This is a genomic window from Streptomyces sp. NPDC085524 (assembly GCF_044541755.1).
Classification (GTDB): domain Bacteria; phylum Actinomycetota; class Actinomycetes; order Streptomycetales; family Streptomycetaceae; genus Streptomyces.
The window spans coordinates 58,501-78,106 of the sequence record NZ_JBITTH010000037.1; the positions used below are offsets into that span (position 1 = coordinate 58,501).

Here is a 19,606-nt window from a genome sequence, read left to right on the forward strand (position 1 = left end):
TCGCTTTGCCAGCCGTTAGGGTGGGGCGCTGTCCAGCAGCCTCCGAGGGCACACCACCCCCGGACCCCCGGCCGGAGGGCCCGTACCGCGATGTCCCTGCACAGCCAGTCGGCGGCCTCCCACCAGGCCCCCGCCACCCCCGAGTTCCCCCGGCACGTCGTCACCGCGGTCCTCGTCGCCCACGACGGCGCCCGCTGGCTGCCCCGGACCCTCGCCGGCCTGCTCGGCCAGGAACGTCCCGCGCAGAACCACGTCGCCGCCGACACCGGTAGCGCCGACGAGTCCGCGCGGCTCCTCACCGAGGCCTTCGGCGACGACCGCGTCCTGCACCTCGCCCGCCGCACCGGATTCGGCGCCGCCGTCGACGAATCCGCCCGCAGCGCCGGCACCCTCACGCCCGAGGACCTGCCGTACCTCAAGCGCCCCAGCGGCTGGGACCCCGTCAGCCGCACCTGGCGCGACGACCACTACGACCTCCCCGAACTCCCGCACGGCGAACCCGTCCAATGGCTCTGGCTGCTCCACGACGACAGCGCCCCCGAGCCGGACGCCCTCGCCGAACTGCTCCGCGTCGCCGACGACAACCCCGACGCCGCCGTCATCGGACCCAAGCTGCGCGGCTGGTACGACAAGAAGCAGCTGCTCGAAGCCGGCGTCACCATCGCCCGCAGCGGCCGCCGCTGGACCGGACTCGACCGGCGCGAACAGGACCAGGGCCAGCACGACCAGGTCCGCCCCGTCCTCTCCGTCTCCACCGCCGGCATGCTCGTGCGCCGCGACGTCTACGACGCCCTCGGCGGCTTCGACCGCCGCCTGCCCCTCATGCGCGACGACGCCGACCTGTGCTGGCGCGCCCAGAGCGCCGGACACACCGTCCTCGTCGCCCCCGACGCCGTCATGCGCCACGCCGAGGCCGCCGCCCGCGAGCGCCGCACCGTCGACTGCGCCGGCCGTACGAGCGCCAGCCCGCACCGCGTGGACAAGGCCGGCGGCGTCTACACGATGCTCGCCAACTGCTCCGGCCGCGCCCTGCCGTACGTCCTGCTCCGCGTGCTCCTCGGCACCGCCCTGCGCACCCTCGCCTACCTCGTCGGCAAGGCCCCCGGACAGGCCGTCGACGAGATCACCGGCCTCCTCGCCACCCTGCTCCGCCCCGGCCGGATCCTCGCCGCACGGGCGCGCCGCCGCCGGCCCGTCGTCCCCGCGGCCGACCTGCGCCCGCTCTTCCCGCCGCCCGGCGCCTCCCTGCGGGCCAACGCCGAACAGCTCGCCGGCTACTTCGGCGACGCCCGCGACTCCGACTCCGCCCCCGCCGGCCGGCACGGCGGCGGCAGCATCCTGACCGCCCCCGGCGAGGACGGCGACTACCCGGTGGCCGAAGAGCGGTTCGCGCGCCTCAAGCGGATCGCCCGCAATCCGGCCCCAGCCCTCTTCGCCGTCCTCCTGCTCGTCTCCCTCGCCGCGTGTCGCGCACTGATCGGCGGCGGCTCCCTGATGGGCGGCGCCCTGCTGCCCGCCCCCGACACCGGCGCCGACCTCTGGCGGGCCTACACCGCCGGCTGGCAGCCCGTGGGGACCGGCACCACCGGCTCGGCGCCCCCCTACCTCGCCGTCCTCGGCGGCCTCGCCACCCTGATGTTCGGATCCACCCAGGCCGCCCTGACGCTGCTGCTCGTCGGATCCGTCCCGCTGGCCGGCCTCAGCGCCTACTTCGCCTCCCGCCCGCTCGTCGAGTCCCGGCTGCTGCGGGCCTGGGCCGCCGTCGCCTACGCCTTCCTGCCCGCCGTCACCGGAGCCCTCGCCGGCGGCCGCCTCGGCACGGCCCTGCTCGCCGTCCTGCTGCCGCTCATCGCCCGCTCCGCCGTCTCCGCCTTCGCCCTGGGGGAGGCCCCCGACAAGGCCGACGACCCCGAGCGGCGCAGCACCTGGCGCGCGGTGTGGACGTACACCCTGCTCCTGACGCTGGCCACCGCCTTCACCCCCGTCGTCTGGCCGCTCGCCGCCGTCCTCGGCACCGCCGCGCTGGCACTGCGCCGGGCGCAGTGGAAGACGTACGGACCCCGCCTGCTCGCCACCCTCGCCGTCCCGGTCCTGGTCCTCGCCCCCTGGTCGCTGGGCCTGTTCCTGCACCCCGGCCGCCTCCTCGACGAGGCCGGACTGCCGTACGGAGCCGGCTCCGCGGGCGGCCTCGACCTCCTCGGCATCAGCCCCGGCGGCCCCGGCACCGGCACCGGCCTGCTCCTGATCGGCCTCGTCCTCGCCGCGCTCGCCGCCCTGCTGCGCACCGACCGGCGGTTCGCCGTCCGCACCGCCTGGGCCACCGCCCTGGCCGCCCTGGCCCTGGCGGTCCTGCTCAACCGGAGCGGCTGGGCCGGACCGGCCACCCTCGTGTACGGACTCGCGCTCCTCGGCGCCGCCGCGGTCGGCGCGGACGGCGCCCGGGAGCGCGTCGCCGCCCGCAGCTTCGGCTGGCGCCAGCCCCTGGCCGCGCTCATCGCGCTGGCGGCCGCCGCGGGCCCGCTCTTCGCCGCGGCCACCTGGATGGTCGCCGGCGCCGACGGCCCGCTGGAGCGCCGCGACCCGGTGCAGGTCCCGGCCTTCGTCGCCGACGCCGGCGGGGACGACAACCAGACCCGCACCCTCGTCCTCGGCCTCGACGCCTCCAAGAGGGTCTCCTACAGCCTCGTGCGCGGGCCCGGCGGACGGCTCGGCGACGCCGAGATCACCAGCGCGAGCGGTGGTGACCGGCGCCTGGACAAGGTGGTCTCCAACCTCGTCGCCGGCTCCGGCGCCGACCAGTCCAGCCAGCTCAGCGCCTACGCCATCCGCTTCGTCATGTTCCGCCCCGGCGGCCCCGAAGAGATCCGCCGCGTCCTCGACGCCACCCCCGGCCTGAGCCGGCGCCACCAGCAGGACGGCACCGCGCTCTGGGGCGTCGAGCCCTGGCTGCCCCGCGCCGTCATCGTCTCCGCCAAGCAGGGCGAGGCCCCGATCCCGGTCGCCGCGGGCCCCGTGGAGGCCCACGGCGCCAAGATCCCCGCGGGCGAGGCGGGCCGCGTGCTGCGCATCGCCGACCGCGCCGACGCGGGCTGGCGGGCCACCCTCGACGGCAAGCCCCTCGAGGCCAAGACCGTCGACGGCTGGGCGCAGGGCTTCGAGCTCCCCGCCGGAGGGGGCCGGCTCGACCTCGTCCACGAGACCTCGATCGTGCGGACCGCCTGGCACTGGGCGCAGGGCCTGCTCGCGCTGGTGCTCCTCGTGATGGCGCTGCCGGGCCGCCGGGCCAGCCTCGACGACGACCTCCCGGAGGAGGAGGCCCCCGCCTCCGAGTCCGCGGGCGAGGGCCGCCGCGCCCGCCGCCTGCGCGCCGGGGCGGAGCAGGCGCCCGCACCGGCGGAGGCGGCGGCCGTCGCCGACCCGTACGCGGAGATCCCCGCGCAGCCGGTGTACGGCGAGGACGCGTACGCGTACCAGGCGTACGGCGACCAGAGCGGCTACGCGTACGAACAGCAGCAGTACGAGCCCTACCCGGCGTACGACCAGCACCAGCAGCAGCCCCAGCAGGCCTACGACGACCCGTACCCGCAGCAGCCCCAGCCGCAGCAGTACCCCCACCAGTACGAGCAGCAGCCGTACGAGCAGCCGTACGAGCCGTTCGACGCCTTCCGGCAGCACGACCCCCACGCACAGCACGACCCGCGTCCTGACGGGAGCCCCCAGCAGTGAAGCAGCGCGCACCCCTGACGCTCGCGGCCGTGACCGCGGCCCTCGCCGCCCTCACCGGCATCGCCTCCCTCACCGCGCCCGACCCCGGCGGGAAGGCCGCCGACGGCAAGGCGGCGGCCGCCGCCCGGATGCCGGTCGAGCGGTCCCTGCTGGTGTGCCCGGCACCCAGCTCCTCCGACATCGCCGACACCACCTACACGGCCTTCACCCCCGCCGCCGCCAAGGCCTCCGGGGACGGCAAGGGCGCCGCCCGGCTGCTCGGCGCCACCAAGGACGCCAAGCCCGTACTGGAGCCCAAGGAGCCCGGCAAGCCCGTCGGGGCCACCGCCACCGGGGCGGAGGCACCCGCACTGACGGGCAGCGCCGAGGGCGCGCTCGCCCCCGGCTGGACGGCGCAGCTGACCACCAAGGTCTCGGTCGGCCGGGCCCGCGGCGTCCTCGGCACCGCCTGCACCGCGCCCGGCACCGACTTCTGGTTCCCCGCGGTCAGCACCGCCAAGGGCCGCGAGGACTTCGTCCACCTCACCAACCCGGACGACGCCGCCGCCACCGTCGACATCAAGCTGTTCGGCCCGGACGGGCTCGCCAAATCCGAGGCGGGCATCGGCGAGAGCATCCGCGTCGACCCCAAGTCCACCAGGACCGTCTCCCTCGCCACCCTCGTCCCCGGCGTCCAGCTCGCGGACGCCACCGCCCACGTCACCACCCGGGCGGGCCGCGTCGGCGCCACCGTGCAGGTCGCCGAGGAGGGCGTGGGCGCCGACTGGCTCCCCGCCTCCACCGACCCGGCGGGCTCCCTGGTGCTGCCGGGCATCCCCGCGGACGCCACCTCCGTACGGCTGGTCGCCTTCGTACCCGGCGAACAGGACGCGGACCTCAAGCTGCGCCTCGCCGCTCCGGGCGGGTCCATCAGCCCGGCGGGCAACGAGCAGCTGCACGTCAAGGCGGGCATGACCGCCTCCGCCGATCTGGCCGACCTGACCCGCGGCGAGCCCGGCTCGCTGCTGCTGACCCCGGCGGACGCCAAGAAGACCGCCCCGGTGGTCGCCGCGGTCCGCGTGGTCCGCGGCAGCGGCGCCAAGCAGGAACTGGGCTTCGTACCGGCCGCGGGCCCCGTCGGGGCCCGGGCGACCGTGGCCGACAACCGGCCCGAGGAGAACACGACCCTGCTGTCGCTGACGGCCCCGGGCGCCGACGCCAAGGTCAAGGTGACGGCCTCGCCCGGCACCGGCGGGGGCGAGCCCGCCTCCAAGGAGGTCACCGTCAAGGCGGGCACCACGCAGACGCTCACCCTGGCCCCGGCCGGCGGCAAGGGCTCCTACGCGCTGACCGTCGAGACCCTCTCGGGCGGGCCGGTCCACGCGGCCCGCACCCTGTCGCTGCCGCAGGAGGGCATCGCGATGTTCACCGTCCAGACCTTCACGGACGACCGCTCCACGGTCTCGGTCCCCAACGCCGCCCAGGACCTGTCGGTCCTGACGAGGTGACCCAGCGCCGGCCTCACCCGGGCCGCAGATGAGACTGGCCGGGGCCCGGTCAGTCCTGCCCGTAGCGCGGATCGACGGTCTCCGGCGACAGCCCCAACAGCTCCGCCACCTGCTCCACCACGATCTCGTGGACCAGCAGCGCCTTCTCGTCCCGGGTCTTCGTACGGATCTCCACCGGCCGCCGGAACACCACGATCCGGGCCGGCCTGCCGCCCGTCGGCTCCGACAGCGCGCCCAGCGGCACCGCCTCGTCGTTCCAGCCCCCGTCCGGACCGCCCGGCGGCCCCGGGACGTCGGCGACCAGGAACTCCACCTCGGCCAGCTGCGGCCAGCGCCGCTCCAGCCGCTCCACGGAATCCCGTACGAGGTCCCCGAACAACTCCGCCCGGCTCGCCGACAGCGGCACCTGCGGCGGCGCCAGCGGCCCCCGCATCCCGCGTCCGTGCCGGTCCCGGCGGCGCACGCGCGGCTCGGCCGGGACCTCGGCGGGCGGGTCTGCGGGAGGGGGAGGAAGGGTGCTGTCCGTCACCCCCGCAGGGTAGCCCTCGGGGCGACACGGGGGAGTGAGCGGCGGCAGAGTCGTCGCGGCCCGGTCAAGAGTGCGGTACCGTCCAACGTCGTGAGCCTTGTACGTCGCTGTTCGCGCACCGCGTGCGGCCGCCCTGCCGTCGCGACACTGACGTACGTCTACGCCGATTCGACCGCAGTTCTCGGCCCGCTCGCCACCTATGCCGAGCCCCACTGTTACGACCTGTGTGCCGAGCACTCGGAACGCCTTACCGCGCCGCGCGGCTGGGACGTCGTCCGCCTGTCCGACAGCTCCGCGCCGTCGCGTCCCAGCGGCGACGACCTCGAAGCCCTCGCGAACGCCGTCCGCGAAGCCGCCCGCCCGCCGGAGCGCGCGGCCGGGGCCGGGGGCTCCGGGCAGGGCCAGAACGGCGGCCCCGCCACCGGGGAGACGCGTCGCGGACACCTGCGCGTCCTGAGATCGCCCGATTCCTGACGCCTGATCATCCGGCTGCGGCCATCTGACCGGCGTCTCCTGCTTCAAGGTAGGTTGGCCCGACCGCACAGGACCTTCAGGAGGGCAGGCAGTGGCCGCAGACTTTTCGAACATCGTCAAGGCGTACGACGTACGCGGCGTCGTACCGGACGAGTGGGACGAGCCCCTGGCGGAACTGTTCGGTGCCGCGTTCGTCGAGGTCACGGGTGCCACGGCGATCGTGATCGGCCATGACATGCGCCCCTCCTCCCCGGGCCTGTCGGCCGCCTTCGCGCGCGGCGCGGCCGCCCGCGGCGTGGACGTCACCCTGATCGGGCTGTGCTCCACCGACCAGCTGTACTACGCCTCCGGTTCCCTGAACCTGCCCGGCGCCATGTTCACGGCCTCGCACAACCCGGCCCAGTACAACGGCATCAAGATGTGCCGTGCCGGCGCCGCCCCGGTCGGCCAGGACACCGGCCTCTCGCAGATCCGCGAGCTGGTCGAGAAGTGGACCGACGAGGGCGTCCCCGCCGTCGCGGAGGGCACCGCCCCCGGCACCGTCACCGAGCAGGACTCCCTGCCCGGCTACGCCGACCACCTGCGCAGCCTCGTCGACCTGAGCGCGATCCGTCCGCTCAAGGTCGTCGTCGACGCGGGCAACGGCATGGGCGGCCACACCGTCCCGACCGTCTTCGAGGGCCTCCCGCTGGACCTCGTCCCGATGTACTTCGAGCTGGACGGGACCTTCCCGAACCACGAGGCCAACCCCCTCGACCCGAAGAACATCGTGGACCTCCAGGCCCGCGTCCTCGCCGAGGGCGCCGACCTCGGCATCGCCTTCGACGGCGACGCCGACCGCTGCTTCATCGTCGACGAGCGCGGCCAGGGCGTCTCCCCGTCCGCGATCACCGCCCTGGTCGCGGCCCGCGAGCTGGCGCGCAACGGCGGCACCGGCACGGTGATCCACAACCTGATCACCTCCTGGTCCGTCCCCGAGGTCGTCCGCGAGAACGGCGGCACCCCCGTCCGCACCCGCGTCGGCCACTCCTTCATCAAGGAGGAGATGGCCAAGACCGGCGCCATCTTCGGCGGCGAGCACTCCGCGCACTACTACTTCAAGGACTTCTGGAACGCGGACACCGGCATGCTCGCCGCGCTCCACGTCCTGGCGGCCCTCGGCGGCCAGGACGGCCCGCTGTCCGCCCTGGTGGCCTCCTACGACCGCTACGAGGGCTCCGGCGAGATCAACTCCACCGTCGCCGACCAGGCCGACCGCCTGGCCGCGGTCAAGGAGACCTACGGCGGCCGCGAGGGCGTCACCCTCGACGAGCTGGACGGCCTCACCGTGTCGGAGGCGGACTGGTGGTTCAACGTCCGCGCCTCCAACACGGAGCCCCTCCTCCGCCTGAACGTGGAAGCCCGCGACGAAGCGACCCTCGTCAAGATCCGCGACGAAGTCCTCGCCCTGATCCGCGCCTGACCGCTTCAGCCCGGCAACACCGCCCCGTGCCTCCAAGGCACCGGCGGGGGCAAATCCAGCCCCGCCGGCGTTCGAGGCGCGGGGTCCGGGCGGAGCCCGGTGCCCGGCGGAGCCGGGTTCCCCGGGGCAGCGCCAGGCAACGGCCGCCGCACCCCGGACGTGGCGGCCCGCCCCCGCGCGCTCCGGGCCGCACCGGAGGTGACTCGGCGGTACGCTGACCTCGCCCGACCGCACAACCATCCGCATGCCCGAAGGGAACGCACCACATGCCGCTCGAAGCCGGTCTTCTGGAGATCCTCGCCTGCCCCGCCTGCCACTCCCCCCTCCAGGACGAGTCGGCGGACGAAACGGCCCCCGAGCTGATCTGCACCGGTCAGGACTGCGGCCTCGCCTACCCCGTCCGTGACGGCATCCCGGTCCTCCTCGTCGACGAGGCCCGCCGCCCCGCCTGAAAGAAGGCCGGCCCGAGGGCCAGCGCCTGACCCCACCCGCGCCCACACCGCAGGAGGCCGCCATGCTCGACGAGTCGCTCCTCGACGCACCGGAGGATCTCGCCCGCGCAGACCGCAGGGGCCTGCTCCGCGGCGCGGCCGAGGCCGGCGCCCGGGTCCGCACCGCGGCCCGGCACGCGACCGAGGCCGGTCTCGGCGATCTCCGCCCCGACGGCCGCCCCCGCGCGGTCCTGATCGCAGGCCCCGGCACCGCCGCAACCGGCGTCGCCGACCTGCTGGGCGCCCTCGCCGGAGCCTCCGCGCCCGTGATCCGGCTGGACCCGACCGGCGTCGCGCACGCCGCGGGCGCCCTGCGCTGGTCCCTGCCCGGCTGGGCCGGCTCCGTCGACCTGCTGCTCATCGCCACCACCGACGGCACCGAGCCCGGGCTGGGCGTCCTCGCCGACCAGGCCTACCGGCGCGGCTGCACCGTCGTCGCCGTCGCCCCCGAGCGCTCACCGCTGAGCGAGGCGGTGGAAGGCGCGCACGGGCTGCTCGTACCGATGGCCAAGGCCCCGTACCAGGAGTACGACGAGTCCGCCGCGGCGGGCCCCGGCGCACTGTGGGCCCTGCTCACGCCGCTGCTGCTGCTCCTCGACAAGGTCGGGCTGATCACGGCCGCCCCGGACACGCTGCAGCTCGTCGCCGACCGGCTCGACCGGACCGCGGAGCGGTGCGGGCCCGCGATCGCCACGTACTCCAACCCGGCCAAGACGCTCGCCGCGGAGCTGGCCGACTCCCTCCCGCTCATCTGGAGCGAAGGCGCCGGAGCCGGCCCCGCGGGCCGCCGTTTCGCCGCAACCCTCGCCGAGCTCGCCGGACGCCCCGCACTGTCCGCCGCGCTCCCGGAAGCACTGCCCGCCCATGGTGTCCTGCTCGCCGGCGCGTTCGCCGCAGGCGCCGATCCCGATGATTTCTTCCGTGACCGGGTCGAGGAGCCGCAGGCTCTTCGCGCCCGGGTCGTCCTGCTGCGTGACCGGCCGACCGGCGGCCTCTCCGCCGCCCCCGCCGCACGCGAGCTCGCCCTCAGCCACGACACGGCGGTCAGCGAGCTCGAACCCGAGGAGGGAGTCGAGCTGGAACAGCTCGCCGAACTCCTCGCCGTCACGGATTTCGCCACCGCCTACCTGGCGCTGGCATCCGGGGGACACAGCTGAGACGCGCCACGGTGCCCGGCTCTATCCAGGAAGACGACGATGGACCGCCTGACCAACACGATCCGCCCCTACGCCTGGGGATCGACGACCGCCATCCCCCGGCTCCTCGGAGTCGACCCCACCGGTGAGCCACAGGCCGAGCTGTGGATGGGGGCCCACCCCGGCGCGCCCTCCCGCATCGACCGGGGGGACGGCGAACGGCCCCTCTCGGACGTCATCGCCGCCGACCCGGAGGGCGAGCTGGGCGCTGCCACCGTCGCCAGGTTCGGCCCGAGGCTGCCCTTCCTCCTCAAGGTCCTCGCCGCGGGTGCGCCCCTCTCCCTCCAGGTCCACCCCGACCTCGCCCAGGCCAAGGCCGGGTTCGAGGACGAGGAGCGCCGCGGGGTCCCGATCGATGCCGCCCACCGCAACTACAAGGACCCCAGCCACAAGCCCGAAATGCTGTGCGCGCTCACCCCGTTCGACGGGTTCTGCGGCTTCCGCCCGCCACTGGAGGCCGCCGAGCTCATCGACGGCCTCGGCGTGGACAGCCTCAAGCCGTACGTGGACCTGCTGCACGCCCACCCCGAGGAAGCGGCCCTGCGCGAGGTGCTCACCGCCGTACTGGCCGCGGACCGGGCCGAGATGGCCCGCACCGTCGCCGAGGTCGAGACCGCCGCGGACCGGCTCGGCGGCCGCTACGCCCCGTACGCCTCCCTCGTCCACCACTTCCCGGGCGATCCGGGAGTCGTCGCGGCCATGCTGCTCAACCACTTCCGACTCCAGCCCGGCGAGGCGGTGTTCCTCGGCGCGGGCGTCCCGCACGCCTACATCGACGGCCTCGGGGTCGAGCTGCTCGCCAACTCGGACAACGTGCTGCGCGCCGGACTCACCCCCAAACACGTGGACGTACCCGAACTGCTGAAGATCACGAACTTCGAGCCGGGCGACCCGCACGTGCTGCGCCCGGAGGGCAACGGCGAAGAGGTCTACGAGGCCCCCATCGAGGAGTTCCGGCTCTCCCGCTTCGTGCTCGCGCCCGGCGGCGTCTCCCGCGTGCTCCCGGAGGGCGCCCCGCAGATCCTGCTCTGCACCGCGGGCTCGCCGCGGGCCGGCGAACTGGCCCTGGCCCCGGGGGAGTCGGTCTTCGTGCCGGCGGGCGAAAAGGTGGAACTGTCCGGAACCGGCACGGTTTTCCGTGCCACCGTGAAGGTCTGACGCAGCGTCCGCACCGGCGGCCATGAGGCGTTCCCACTTCGCGAGCCTGCCGGTCCGGTACGATCGTCGGCGGCCGAGAAGACGGCCAGTGTGAGTCAACCGCGTGAGGTTCTGACCACCGGCTTGCCGGTGCAGCGCCTGCGGCAGTCCGCTGAACTGTGGGCCTCTGCTCACCGAACTCCGGAACGGCCCCGAGCAACCCCGGATGAGACACCGCCAGGTGACCACGTCGGAGCGCCCGGATCAGCCGTCCGGATGCAGTCCGTACCCTGCGGGTACGGATCAAGTCTTAGGAAGGACATCCTGTACCCATGAGCGCGTCGGGCGGTACCAGGGCGATCGTGGCGGCACTCGCCGCCAACCTCGCCATCGCTGTGGCCAAATTCGTGGCATTCCTCTTCAGCGGCTCCTCGTCGATGCTCGCCGAAAGCGTCCACTCCGTGGCCGACTCCGGAAACCAGGGGCTGCTCCTCCTGGGCGGGAAGAAGGCGCAGCGAGAGGCGACCCCCCAACACCCCTTCGGGTACGGGCGGGAGCGCTACATCTACGCGTTCCTCGTCTCCATCGTGCTGTTCTCGGTCGGTGGCATGTTCGCCATCTACGAGGGTTACGAGAAGATCCAGCACCCGCACCCGATCGAGGACTGGTACTGGCCGATCGGCGTGCTCGTCTTCGCGATCGTCGCCGAGGGCTTCTCCTTCCGCACCGCCATCAAGGAGTCGAACGAACTCCGCGGCAAACTGTCGTGGACCGACTTCATCCGGCGCGCCAAGGCCCCCGAGCTGCCCGTGGTCCTGCTGGAGGACTTCGGCGCGCTCGTCGGCCTGGTCCTGGCCCTGGGCGGCGTCGGCCTCGCCCTCGCCACCGGCAACGGCGTCTGGGACGGCATCGGCACCCTGTGCATCGGCATCCTGCTGATCGTCATCGCCCTCGTCCTGGCCGCGGAGACCAAGTCCCTGCTGCTCGGCGAGGCCGCAGGGACGGACCAGGTCGAGAAGATCAAGGCCGCCGTCGTCGACGGCGAGACCGTCACCGGCCTGATCCACATGCGCACCCTGCACCTCGGCCCCGAGGAACTGCTGGTCGCCGCCAAGATCGCGGTCCAGCACGACGACACCGCGACCGAGGTGGCCAAGGCCATCGACGCCGCGGAGGCCCGCATCCGCGCGGCCGTCCCGATCGCCCGGGTCATCTACCTGGAGCCGGACATCTACCGCCCGGAAGCCGCGAAGTAGCGTGAACGTCCGAAGGCCCCCGCGCGCAGCAGCCCGCGGGGGCCTTCGGTTTCCGCCGTCGTCTACGGTTCGTCGACGTGCACGGCACCCCAGACGGGCCCCGCAGGCACCGGCTTCCTGCGGCGGACCACCAGCGCGGCGATCCCCAGCCCGATGCCGACGAGCAGGACGCACACCCCGGCCAACGGCGCCAGACCGAGGATCACCACCCATACGCCGCCGCCCAGCACTTCGTCATCGGTCGTCTCCACGCCGATCACGGCCGACACCGGCAGCGTCCCCTGGTTGCTGTCCGGGTGGAAGCGGGAGTCCGCGGAGTCGACGCGGTTGTCGCCCAGGACGAAGACCCGGCCCTGCGGCACCGATACGGCGAAGCTCACCCCACCGGCTCCGGGAGCGCCGTTGAGTACGTAGGGCTCGTCGAGCGGCTGCCCGTTGAGGGTCAGGGTGGCGTCCCCGTTCGCGTAGGCGATGTGGTCGCCCCCCACCGCCACCACGCGTCCGAGGAACGGCCCGGACAGCCCCCACCCGCCGGGGTCGTAGGACACGACGTCACCGCGGCGAACCTCGGACGGATCCGACTTCAGGACGATCAGCTCGCCGGGGTTCACCGTGGGACGCATGTTGTTGCTTGCGGTGCGCACCCCGGTGAACTGGGTCACCATGAACGCGATCGGTCCGGCGATGAGTACGACGCCCAGCGCCAAGAGGGCGATCGCCCAGATGCCCCGTCTCCGCCCAGGCCTCTGCTCCGTCAATTCCCCGACTCCTCCCACCAGTACATAGGGCCGGAGCGTACGGTCCGGCCGAAAATGCGCCGCGGCCGGGTTCCGTACCGGCGGAGTACGGGACCCGGCCACGTGGTGGGGGGCGGGAGAGCGGCTACCGGATCTCGCGCAGCACCTCCAGGAGGGCCGCCTCATCGGGTGCCGACAGGAGCCGCTCCCGGAAGCCGGTGTCCATCAGCTTGCGCGACAGCAGCGCGAGGATCCGCAGGTGCTCGTCACCGGCCGCGGCCTCCGGCACCGAGATCATGAACACCAGCTGCGCCTTCGTCCCGTCCAGCGCACCCCACTCGATGCCCTCGGCCGAGCGGGCGAAGCCCACGGTGGGCCGGCTCACCGCATCGGTCTTGGCGTGCGGGATCGCGATCGACTCGCCGAGCCCGGTCGTACCCTGCGCCTCCCGGGCGAGGGCGACCCGTACGAGCTCCTCCACGTCCCGGACGTTGCCGGTGGAGGCCAGCATCTCCGCCATCTCGCGGATCGCGTCCTCCTTGGAGTCCGAGACCAGCCCGGTCTTCACGGTCAGGTACCCGCAGAGCACTTCCGGCTGCCCGGCCTGCGCGGCCTGCACGGGTACGGCCTGCGCCGGTTCGGCCGCACCGGCACCGGCACCGGCACCCGCACCCGCACCCGCACCCGCGTCCACCACACCCGCGGGGTTTGTTTCCCAGCGCGGTGACATACGCCAAGGCCAATGTGGTCAAGCGAACTGGCCGGGAAGGGGGTGGGCCGGATGATCCCATGCGTACAAGTTCCTCATGCGGCCCACCGTGGGCCAGGCGGCAGCGCTCACGGCGATGCTGGCCGATCACTGCTCGCTCTACAACGGCGCCTTGCAGGAACGCCGTGACGCCTACCGGCACGTCTCGAAGACGAGCATCGAATACGGGCAGCAGTCCGCGCAGCTCAAGGAGATCCGCTCTTTCGATCCGGAGCGTCAGGGCCGCTGGTCGTTCTCCAGCCAGCAGGCAACCTTGCGCCGCCTGGACAAGGCGTTCCAAGCGTTCTTCCGCCGGGTGAAGGCCGGGGACACACCCGGCTGTCCCAGGTTCCGGGGGGTGAACTGGTTCGACACCGTGGACTTCCCCAAGGACGGGGATGGCTGCCGCTGGGATTCGACACCGCACGACCCCGTCACCCGCGTCCGCTTTCAGGGTGTTGGGCACGTCAAGGTCAACCAGCACCGGCCGGTGGCCGGCAACGTCAAGACCGTCAGCGTCAAGCGTGAGGGCAAGCGCTGGTACGTCATCCTGACGGCCGACCAGGCCGACCAGGCCGAGCCCGAGCCTTGGCCCGCGACGGGCAGCGTGGTCGGCATCGACATGGGCATAGTCAACTTCCTCGCAGACTCGGGCGGCGAGTTCGTACCCAGCCCCCGGCATGGCCGGAAGGCTGCCGCGAAGCTCGAATCCGCACAGCAGGCCCTCTCCCGCTTCCCCCGCGTGCGCCGCGACAAGCGCACCGCCAACCACCAGCGGGCCGTCCAGCGGGTTGCCGACCTGCACCGCAAGGTTCGCCGTCAGCGCCTGGACCACGCACACAAGACCGCGCTTGACCTCGTGCGTGAGCACGACTTCATCGCGCACGAAGACCTCAGGATCCGCAACATGGTCAAGGCCCCGGCCTCGAAGCCGGACCCCGGCCAGCCGGGCATCTTCCTGCCCAGCGGGGCCGCGGCGAAGGCCGGGCTCAACCACTCGATCTCGGATGCCGGATGGGGGGGGTTCCGGACGATCCTGCACGCCAAGGCTGAAAGCGCCGGACGGGAAGTGATCGCCGTGGACCCCCGCAACACCTCCCGGACCTGCCCCGAATGCGGGCATGTCTCAGCGGAGAACCGGCCCACGCAGGAGAAGTTCCACTGCGTCTCGTGCGGCCACACCGCGCACGCGGACACGGTGGGCGCCCTGAACGTTCTACGGGCCGGGCTGGTCCGTCGCGACGCCCGGAAGGGTTAGCGAGAAGCCCCCGGCTTCAGCCGGGGGAGGAGTCACGTAGGTGTGCGCGATCCCCGTGGGGCACGCGGTGACGGCGAGCAGCTTCGGACGCTTCTGCCCGATCGCGCTTCCGCCCGGGGGAGGGCCTGCCGGACTGGTCACTGCAATCTCCTTCACGCCCGGGGTCCTTCGGGATCGCGCGTAGGTAACCGATCCTTCGGAATCCTGCCCGGCGCGAGGGGTGGATCAAAAGTCCGAAAGGCCCTGAACCGGCCCACCGGAAGGCCCGGAATCCGCCCGGACCAGCTTCCCCGTCGACTGGGGCCCCCTCCGCCGATCGGTGTAGATTCGTCATCAGTGTCAGGCGTCGCTGCTGATGGCGGTCGGGCGGTCCGAGAGGCCGGCCGAGGGGAGAGAGGACCCCCGACGGACTGTGCTCGGTGTGCCGCCATGTCTCCACACGGACGGCGCACGGCCCAGCCGTACCCACCCTCTCGAACCATGAGGAGCAGCACCCATGGACTTCAAGGTCGCAGACCTCTCCCTCGCCGCCTTCGGCCGCAAGGAGATCACCCTGGCCGAGCACGAGATGCCCGGCCTGATGTCGATCCGGCGGGAGTACGCGGCGTCCCAGCCGCTGGCCGGCGCCCGTATCACCGGCTCCCTGCACATGACCGTGCAGACGGCCGTGCTCATCGAGACCCTCGTCGCCCTCGGCGCCGACGTCCGCTGGGCCTCCTGCAACATCTTCTCCACCCAGGACCACGCCGCCGCCGCCATCGCGGTCGGCCCGAACGGCACCCCGGAGAACCCGCAGGGCGTCCCCGTCTTCGCCTGGAAGGGCGAGACGCTGGAGGAGTACTGGTGGTGCACCGAGCAGGCGCTGACCTGGCCGAACACCCCCACCGGCGGCCCGAACATGATCCTCGACGACGGTGGTGACGCCACCCTCCTCGTCCACAAGGGCGTCGAGTTCGAGAAGGCCGGCTCCGCCCCGGACCCGTCCACGGCCGACTCCGAGGAGTACGGCTACATCCTCCAGCTGCTCAACCGCACGCTCGCCGAGGCCCCGCAGAAGTGGACCCAGCTCGCGTCCGAGATCCGCGGCGTGACGGAGGAGACCACCACCGGTGTCCACCGCCTCTACGAGATGATGCAGTCCGGCGACCTGCTGTTCCCGGCGATCAACGTGAACGACGCCGTGACGAAGTCGAAGTTCGACAACAAGTACGGCTGCCGCCACTCCCTGATCGACGGCATCAACCGCGCCACCGACGTCCTCATCGGCGGCAAGGTCGCGGTCGTCTTCGGCTACGGCGACGTCGGCAAGGGCTGCGCCGAGTCGCTGCGCGGCCAGGGTGCGCGCGTCATCGTCACCGAGATCGACCCGATCTGCGCCCTGCAGGCCGCCATGGACGGCTACCAGGTCGCCACGCTGGACGACGTCGTCGAGACGGCCGACATCTTCATCACGACCACGGGCAACAAGGACATCATCATGGCCGCCGACATGGCCAAGATGAAGCACCAGGCGATCGTGGGCAACATCGGCCACTTCGACAACGAGATCGACATGGCCGGCCTGGCCAAGGTCGAGGGCATCGTCAAGGACGAGGTCAAGCCGCAGGTCCACACCTGGACGTTCCCCGACGGCAAGGTCCTGATCGTCCTCTCCGAGGGCCGTCTGCTGAACCTCGGCAACGCGACCGGCCACCCGTCCTTCGTGATGTCGAACTCCTTCGCGGACCAGACCCTGGCCCAGATCGAGCTCTTCACCAAGCCGGAGGAGTACCCGACCGACGTCTACGTGCTGCCCAAGCACCTCGACGAGAAGGTCGCCCGCCTCCACCTCGACGCCCTCGGCGTCAAGCTCACCACCCTGCGCCCCGAGCAGGCCGCCTACATCGGGGTCGACGTCGAGGGTCCGTACAAGCCGGACCACTACCGCTACTGATCCGAGCAGCGGCAGCAAGCAGAATGTGAAGCAGGCCCCCGGCACGCGTGCCGGGGGCCTGCCCCATACGCCCAGTACCGACAGAAGTGTGCGCACCATGCCCCGCGGCCGCTACTCGCTCCACGACCCGCACGACCACGCCCCCCTGGGCGAGGAGCACTTCCACTGCGCCCCCGGTCCCTCCGGCTGGCGCTACGTCTCCCAGCTCATCGCCCCGGGAGGCGACCACCGGGGTTCCGTCGACCTGGCCATCGACACACTCGGCCGCCCCATCCGCCTCGAGGTGAACGCCGCGAGCTGGCAGGTCCGCGGGGCCGCCATCGACGGCGTCACCTGGGTCCGCACGGACCCCACCGGAACCGAGGCCACCGAGGGCAACGTCCGCGCCCCGGGCTTCACCGGAACCTCGCCGGCCTTCCTCGTCGCCACGGCCCGGCTGCTGCGCCTGACCCCCGGCGCCCCCGCCACCCGCGTCCGCCTCGTCGCCCTCACCGACCCGGTCCTGGCCCCGCGCACGGTCGACCAGGCCTGGGCACTGCTGCGACGCGAGGAGCACCCCACGGACAGCGGCCCGCTGCTGGTGGACGAGTACCAGGTCAGTGCCCTGGACACCGGCGAGGTCCACACGGTCCACATCGCCGGGGACGTGGTCCTCTCGGCCCCCGGCATCGAACTGGAACACCTGGAGACCCCGCCCTCGACCTTCGACGAGCAGGAGGGCGAGTACTAGGTACTAGGCGGGCGGCGCGAACCCGCCGGCCCGCGGCACCTGCACCTCCACGGGCGCCACCGGCGCAGGAGCGGCCACGGGCACGGCTCCGGGCACAGGCCCCGGCACGGCTCCGGCCGCCGGTACGGGGGTCGGCACGGGGGCCGGACCCGCCGGCCGGAACGCCCTCGCGGCATCCCGCGACTGCCGCTCGTGCACCACGGCCATCAGGAACGCCGCGGCAGGCACCCCGGGCGGAGCCGGCGCCCCGGTCCGCGCCACGAGATCGTCCGCGAGCCGCGCCGCCATCGCGGCGCCCACCTGCGGGTCCAGCTGGTTCATCCGCGTCAGGTACTGGCGAATCGCCATCCACAGCCCCTCCGGCACCGCCGAAAGGTCCAGCCCCGCGAACCGCCCGGCCAGCCACGGCGGCGGCGGGGGCACCGGCATCACCCGGGCCGCGGGCACCCGCTCGCGTACGACGAGGGTTCCCGCGAAGACGTCACCGAGCCGCCGCCCCCGTGCCGACACCAGCGAGGCGATGCACGCCACGGACCCGAAGGTCACCAGCAGCTCCACCACGCCCATGGCGCCGCGGACCAGCGCGTGGCGGAAGCGGATCGGCCCGCCGTCGTCCCGCACCACCCGCAGGCCGCACGCGAGCTTGCCGAGCGACCGACCGTGGCTCAGCGTCTCGATCGCGATCGGCACGCCCACCAGCACCAGCACGAAGCTCGCCACCGCCACGGCGGCCTGCGCGGCCACGTCGAGGGAGGCCGTCGCGTAGGCCAGCCCGATCATGATCACCGTGTATCCGGTGACGTACACGAGCAGATCGAGGACGATGGCCAGCGCCCGGCTCGGCAGCCGCGCGGGCCGCAGCCCCAGGACCACCGCGTCCCCCGTCACCAGATCGCTCACCACAGCACCTTTCACGTGACCTGCCCCAACCCCTCGGGCGTCCAGTCTGCCAAGCTGACCACACGAGGAACAGGCAGTGGCAGGGGACCAGGGGCAGGGGAGCGGCAACCGTATGGATCTCGACGTCTTCGTGACGGCACACCGCGCGGAATGGGACCGGCTGGAACAGCTCCTCGGCCGGGGCCGCCATCTGACGGGCACCGAGGCCGACGAACTCGTCGCGCTCTACCAGCGCGCATCGACCCACCTCTCCCTCATCCAGTCCAGCGCCCCCGACCCCATGCTCACCGGCCGACTGACGCAACTGGTCGCCCGCGCCCGCGCCACCGTGACGGGCACCCGCCGTGCGGGCTGGCGCGACGCGGCCCGCTTCTTCACGGCGGGCTTCCCGGCGGCGGTCTACCGCAGCCGCCGCTGGTGGATACCGACCGCCCTGGTCTCCACGGCGGTCGGCGTGCTCATCGGCTGGTGGATAGCGACGCACCCCGAGGTCCAGGGAGCCATCGGCACCCCGGAATTCCTGAAGGAGATGACCCAGCCGGGCGGCGAGTACGAGACGTACTACTCCAGCCACCCCGCGGCCTCCTTCGCGGCCCAGGTCTGGACGAACAACGCCCAGGCGGCGGCGATCTGCCTGGTCCTGGGCGCCTTCCTGGGGCTCCCGGTGCTGTGGATCCTCTACATGAACATGCTGAACCTGGGCGTGGGCCTCGGCCTGATGGCCGCTGCCGGCCGCCTCGACGTCTTCCTCGGCCTGATCCTCCCGCACGGCCTCCTCGAACTGACCGCGGTCTTCGTCGCCGCGGGCACGGGCCTGCGCCTGGGCTGGACGGTCATCGACCCGGGCCCCCGCACCCGCCGCACGGCCCTCGCTGAACAGGGCCGAGCCGCCCTCGGCATGGCCATCGGCCTCGCGGTGGTCCTGTTCGTCTCGGGCCTGATCGAAGGCTTCGTCACCCCGTCCGGCCTGCCCACCTGGGCCCGCATCGCCATCGGCGTCGTGGCCGAGGCGGTGTTCCTGCTCTACGTCTTCGTCCTGGGCGGCCGGGCCTCCCGCGCAGGTGAGACGGGCGACGTGGAGGCCGCCGACCAGACGGCGACCCTCCCGACCGCGGCCTGATGTGCATCGGACCCCGCCGAGCTGCTAGTCTCCTCGAGTCCTGGAGCGGGTGTTGACACATCCGCGACGGGGAGGTAGATTCTAACGGTTGCCTCGAACTGGACAAGTTCGGCAGCGATGGTTCACAATCTCTCTCGCCCCCACTTCGATATTGAATTCGAGCGGGGCACAGCCGTCTCCTTATTCAGGAATCCGAAGCCGGTAAATCCGGTGGAAAACTTCTGATAGAGTCGGAACCGCCGGAAAGGGAAAGCGCGAAAGCGAAGACCTGGAAAGCGCCGAGGAAGTCGGACACGAAAGAGTCTGATAGAGTCGGAAACGCAAGATAGCAGAACAGAAGCCCGGAGGAAAGCCCGAGAGGGTGAGTACAAAGGAAGCGTCCGTTCCTTGAGAACTCAACAGCGTGCCAAAAATCAACGCCA

Annotated in this window: 16 protein-coding genes and 1 pseudogene; 12 read left to right on the forward strand and 5 right to left on the reverse strand. The window is 72.7% G+C overall.

Annotation, left to right across the window (positions count from 1 at the left end):
- Positions 1-90: 90 nt before the first annotated feature.
- Positions 91-3,726 carry a glycosyltransferase gene (locus ACIGFK_RS38080; protein WP_400055512.1) on the forward strand — a complete coding sequence of 1,212 codons (3,636 nt, stop codon included), beginning with the start codon at positions 91-93 and terminating at the stop codon, positions 3,724-3,726.
- Complete coding sequence (locus tag ACIGFK_RS38085; protein ID WP_376658895.1) at positions 3,723-5,213, forward strand: DUF5719 family protein; 1,491 nt, start codon at positions 3,723-3,725, stop codon at positions 5,211-5,213. The genes ACIGFK_RS38080 and ACIGFK_RS38085 overlap by 4 nt, the downstream gene beginning before the upstream one ends.
- Before the next feature lie 49 nt (positions 5,214-5,262).
- On the opposite strand, the gene ACIGFK_RS38090 is transcribed toward ACIGFK_RS38085, so the two are convergent.
- Positions 5,263-5,742 (reverse strand): metallopeptidase family protein, encoded by a 480-nt coding sequence (locus tag ACIGFK_RS38090; RefSeq protein WP_400055514.1) that lies wholly within the window; start codon positions 5,740-5,742, stop codon positions 5,263-5,265.
- A gap of 90 nt (positions 5,743-5,832) precedes the next feature.
- Between ACIGFK_RS38090 and ACIGFK_RS38095 the strand changes: the two genes are divergently transcribed.
- From ACIGFK_RS38095 to ACIGFK_RS38120, 6 genes are all read left to right on the forward strand, one after another.
- Entirely contained in the window at positions 5,833-6,216 is a 384-nt protein-coding gene (locus tag ACIGFK_RS38095; protein WP_376658897.1) for a DUF3499 domain-containing protein, read from the forward strand.
- A gap of 91 nt (positions 6,217-6,307) precedes the next feature.
- The gene (locus ACIGFK_RS38100; protein WP_376658898.1) at positions 6,308-7,678 is read left to right on the forward strand and encodes a phosphomannomutase/phosphoglucomutase; all 1,371 of its coding nucleotides are present in this window, start codon (positions 6,308-6,310) and stop codon (positions 7,676-7,678) included.
- Positions 7,679-7,944: 266 nt separating this feature from the next.
- Positions 7,945-8,130 carry a Trm112 family protein gene (locus tag ACIGFK_RS38105; protein ID WP_376658899.1) on the forward strand — a complete coding sequence of 62 codons (186 nt, stop codon included), beginning with the start codon at positions 7,945-7,947 and terminating at the stop codon, positions 8,128-8,130.
- A 62-nt stretch (positions 8,131-8,192) separates the two neighbouring features.
- Entirely contained in the window at positions 8,193-9,326 is a 1,134-nt protein-coding gene (locus tag ACIGFK_RS38110) for an SIS domain-containing protein (protein ID WP_400055515.1), read from the forward strand.
- A gap of 39 nt (positions 9,327-9,365) precedes the next feature.
- Positions 9,366-10,523: a mannose-6-phosphate isomerase, class I gene (gene manA, locus ACIGFK_RS38115; protein ID WP_386469903.1), complete on the forward strand. Its 1,158-nt coding sequence runs from the start codon at positions 9,366-9,368 to the stop codon at positions 10,521-10,523.
- 311 nt (positions 10,524-10,834) lie between these two features.
- A complete protein-coding gene (locus tag ACIGFK_RS38120) occupies positions 10,835-11,758 on the forward strand; it encodes a cation diffusion facilitator family transporter (protein ID WP_376658902.1) in 924 nt (307 codons plus the stop codon).
- Between the two features lie 62 nt (positions 11,759-11,820).
- Here ACIGFK_RS38120 and lepB read toward each other — a convergent pair whose 3' ends face one another.
- On the reverse strand, positions 11,821-12,516 hold the full coding sequence (gene lepB, locus ACIGFK_RS38125; protein WP_400055517.1) for a signal peptidase I: 696 nt from the start codon (positions 12,514-12,516) through the stop codon (positions 11,821-11,823).
- 124 nt (positions 12,517-12,640) lie between these two features.
- Positions 12,641-13,198: pseudogene (locus ACIGFK_RS38130) on the reverse strand (PTS sugar transporter subunit IIA); the annotation flags it as partial.
- Between the two features lie 103 nt (positions 13,199-13,301).
- Here ACIGFK_RS38130 and ACIGFK_RS38135 point away from each other — a divergent pair.
- From ACIGFK_RS38135 to ACIGFK_RS38145, 3 genes are all read left to right on the forward strand, one after another.
- Positions 13,302-14,501: an RNA-guided endonuclease InsQ/TnpB family protein gene (locus ACIGFK_RS38135; protein WP_400055519.1), complete on the forward strand. Its 1,200-nt coding sequence runs from the start codon at positions 13,302-13,304 to the stop codon at positions 14,499-14,501.
- 496 nt (positions 14,502-14,997) lie between these two features.
- The gene (ahcY, locus tag ACIGFK_RS38140) at positions 14,998-16,434 is read left to right on the forward strand and encodes an adenosylhomocysteinase (protein ID WP_400055521.1); all 1,437 of its coding nucleotides are present in this window, start codon (positions 14,998-15,000) and stop codon (positions 16,432-16,434) included.
- Between the two features lie 97 nt (positions 16,435-16,531).
- Positions 16,532-17,164, forward strand: coding sequence for a hypothetical protein (locus ACIGFK_RS38145; RefSeq protein WP_400055527.1), 633 nt, complete (start codon positions 16,532-16,534; stop codon positions 17,162-17,164).
- A gap of 3 nt (positions 17,165-17,167) precedes the next feature.
- Here ACIGFK_RS38145 and ACIGFK_RS38150 read toward each other — a convergent pair whose 3' ends face one another.
- Positions 17,168-18,064: an RDD family protein gene (locus ACIGFK_RS38150; RefSeq protein ID WP_400055522.1), complete on the reverse strand. Its 897-nt coding sequence runs from the start codon at positions 18,062-18,064 to the stop codon at positions 17,168-17,170.
- A gap of 112 nt (positions 18,065-18,176) precedes the next feature.
- Between ACIGFK_RS38150 and ACIGFK_RS38155 the strand changes: the two genes are divergently transcribed.
- The gene (locus ACIGFK_RS38155) at positions 18,177-19,184 is read left to right on the forward strand and encodes a stage II sporulation protein M (protein WP_386473842.1); all 1,008 of its coding nucleotides are present in this window, start codon (positions 18,177-18,179) and stop codon (positions 19,182-19,184) included.
- 184 nt (positions 19,185-19,368) lie between these two features.
- On the opposite strand, the gene ACIGFK_RS38160 is transcribed toward ACIGFK_RS38155, so the two are convergent.
- Positions 19,369-19,606, reverse strand: a 238-nt coding sequence (locus tag ACIGFK_RS38160) for a hypothetical protein (protein WP_400055523.1), incomplete at its 5' end; no start/stop codon positions are given.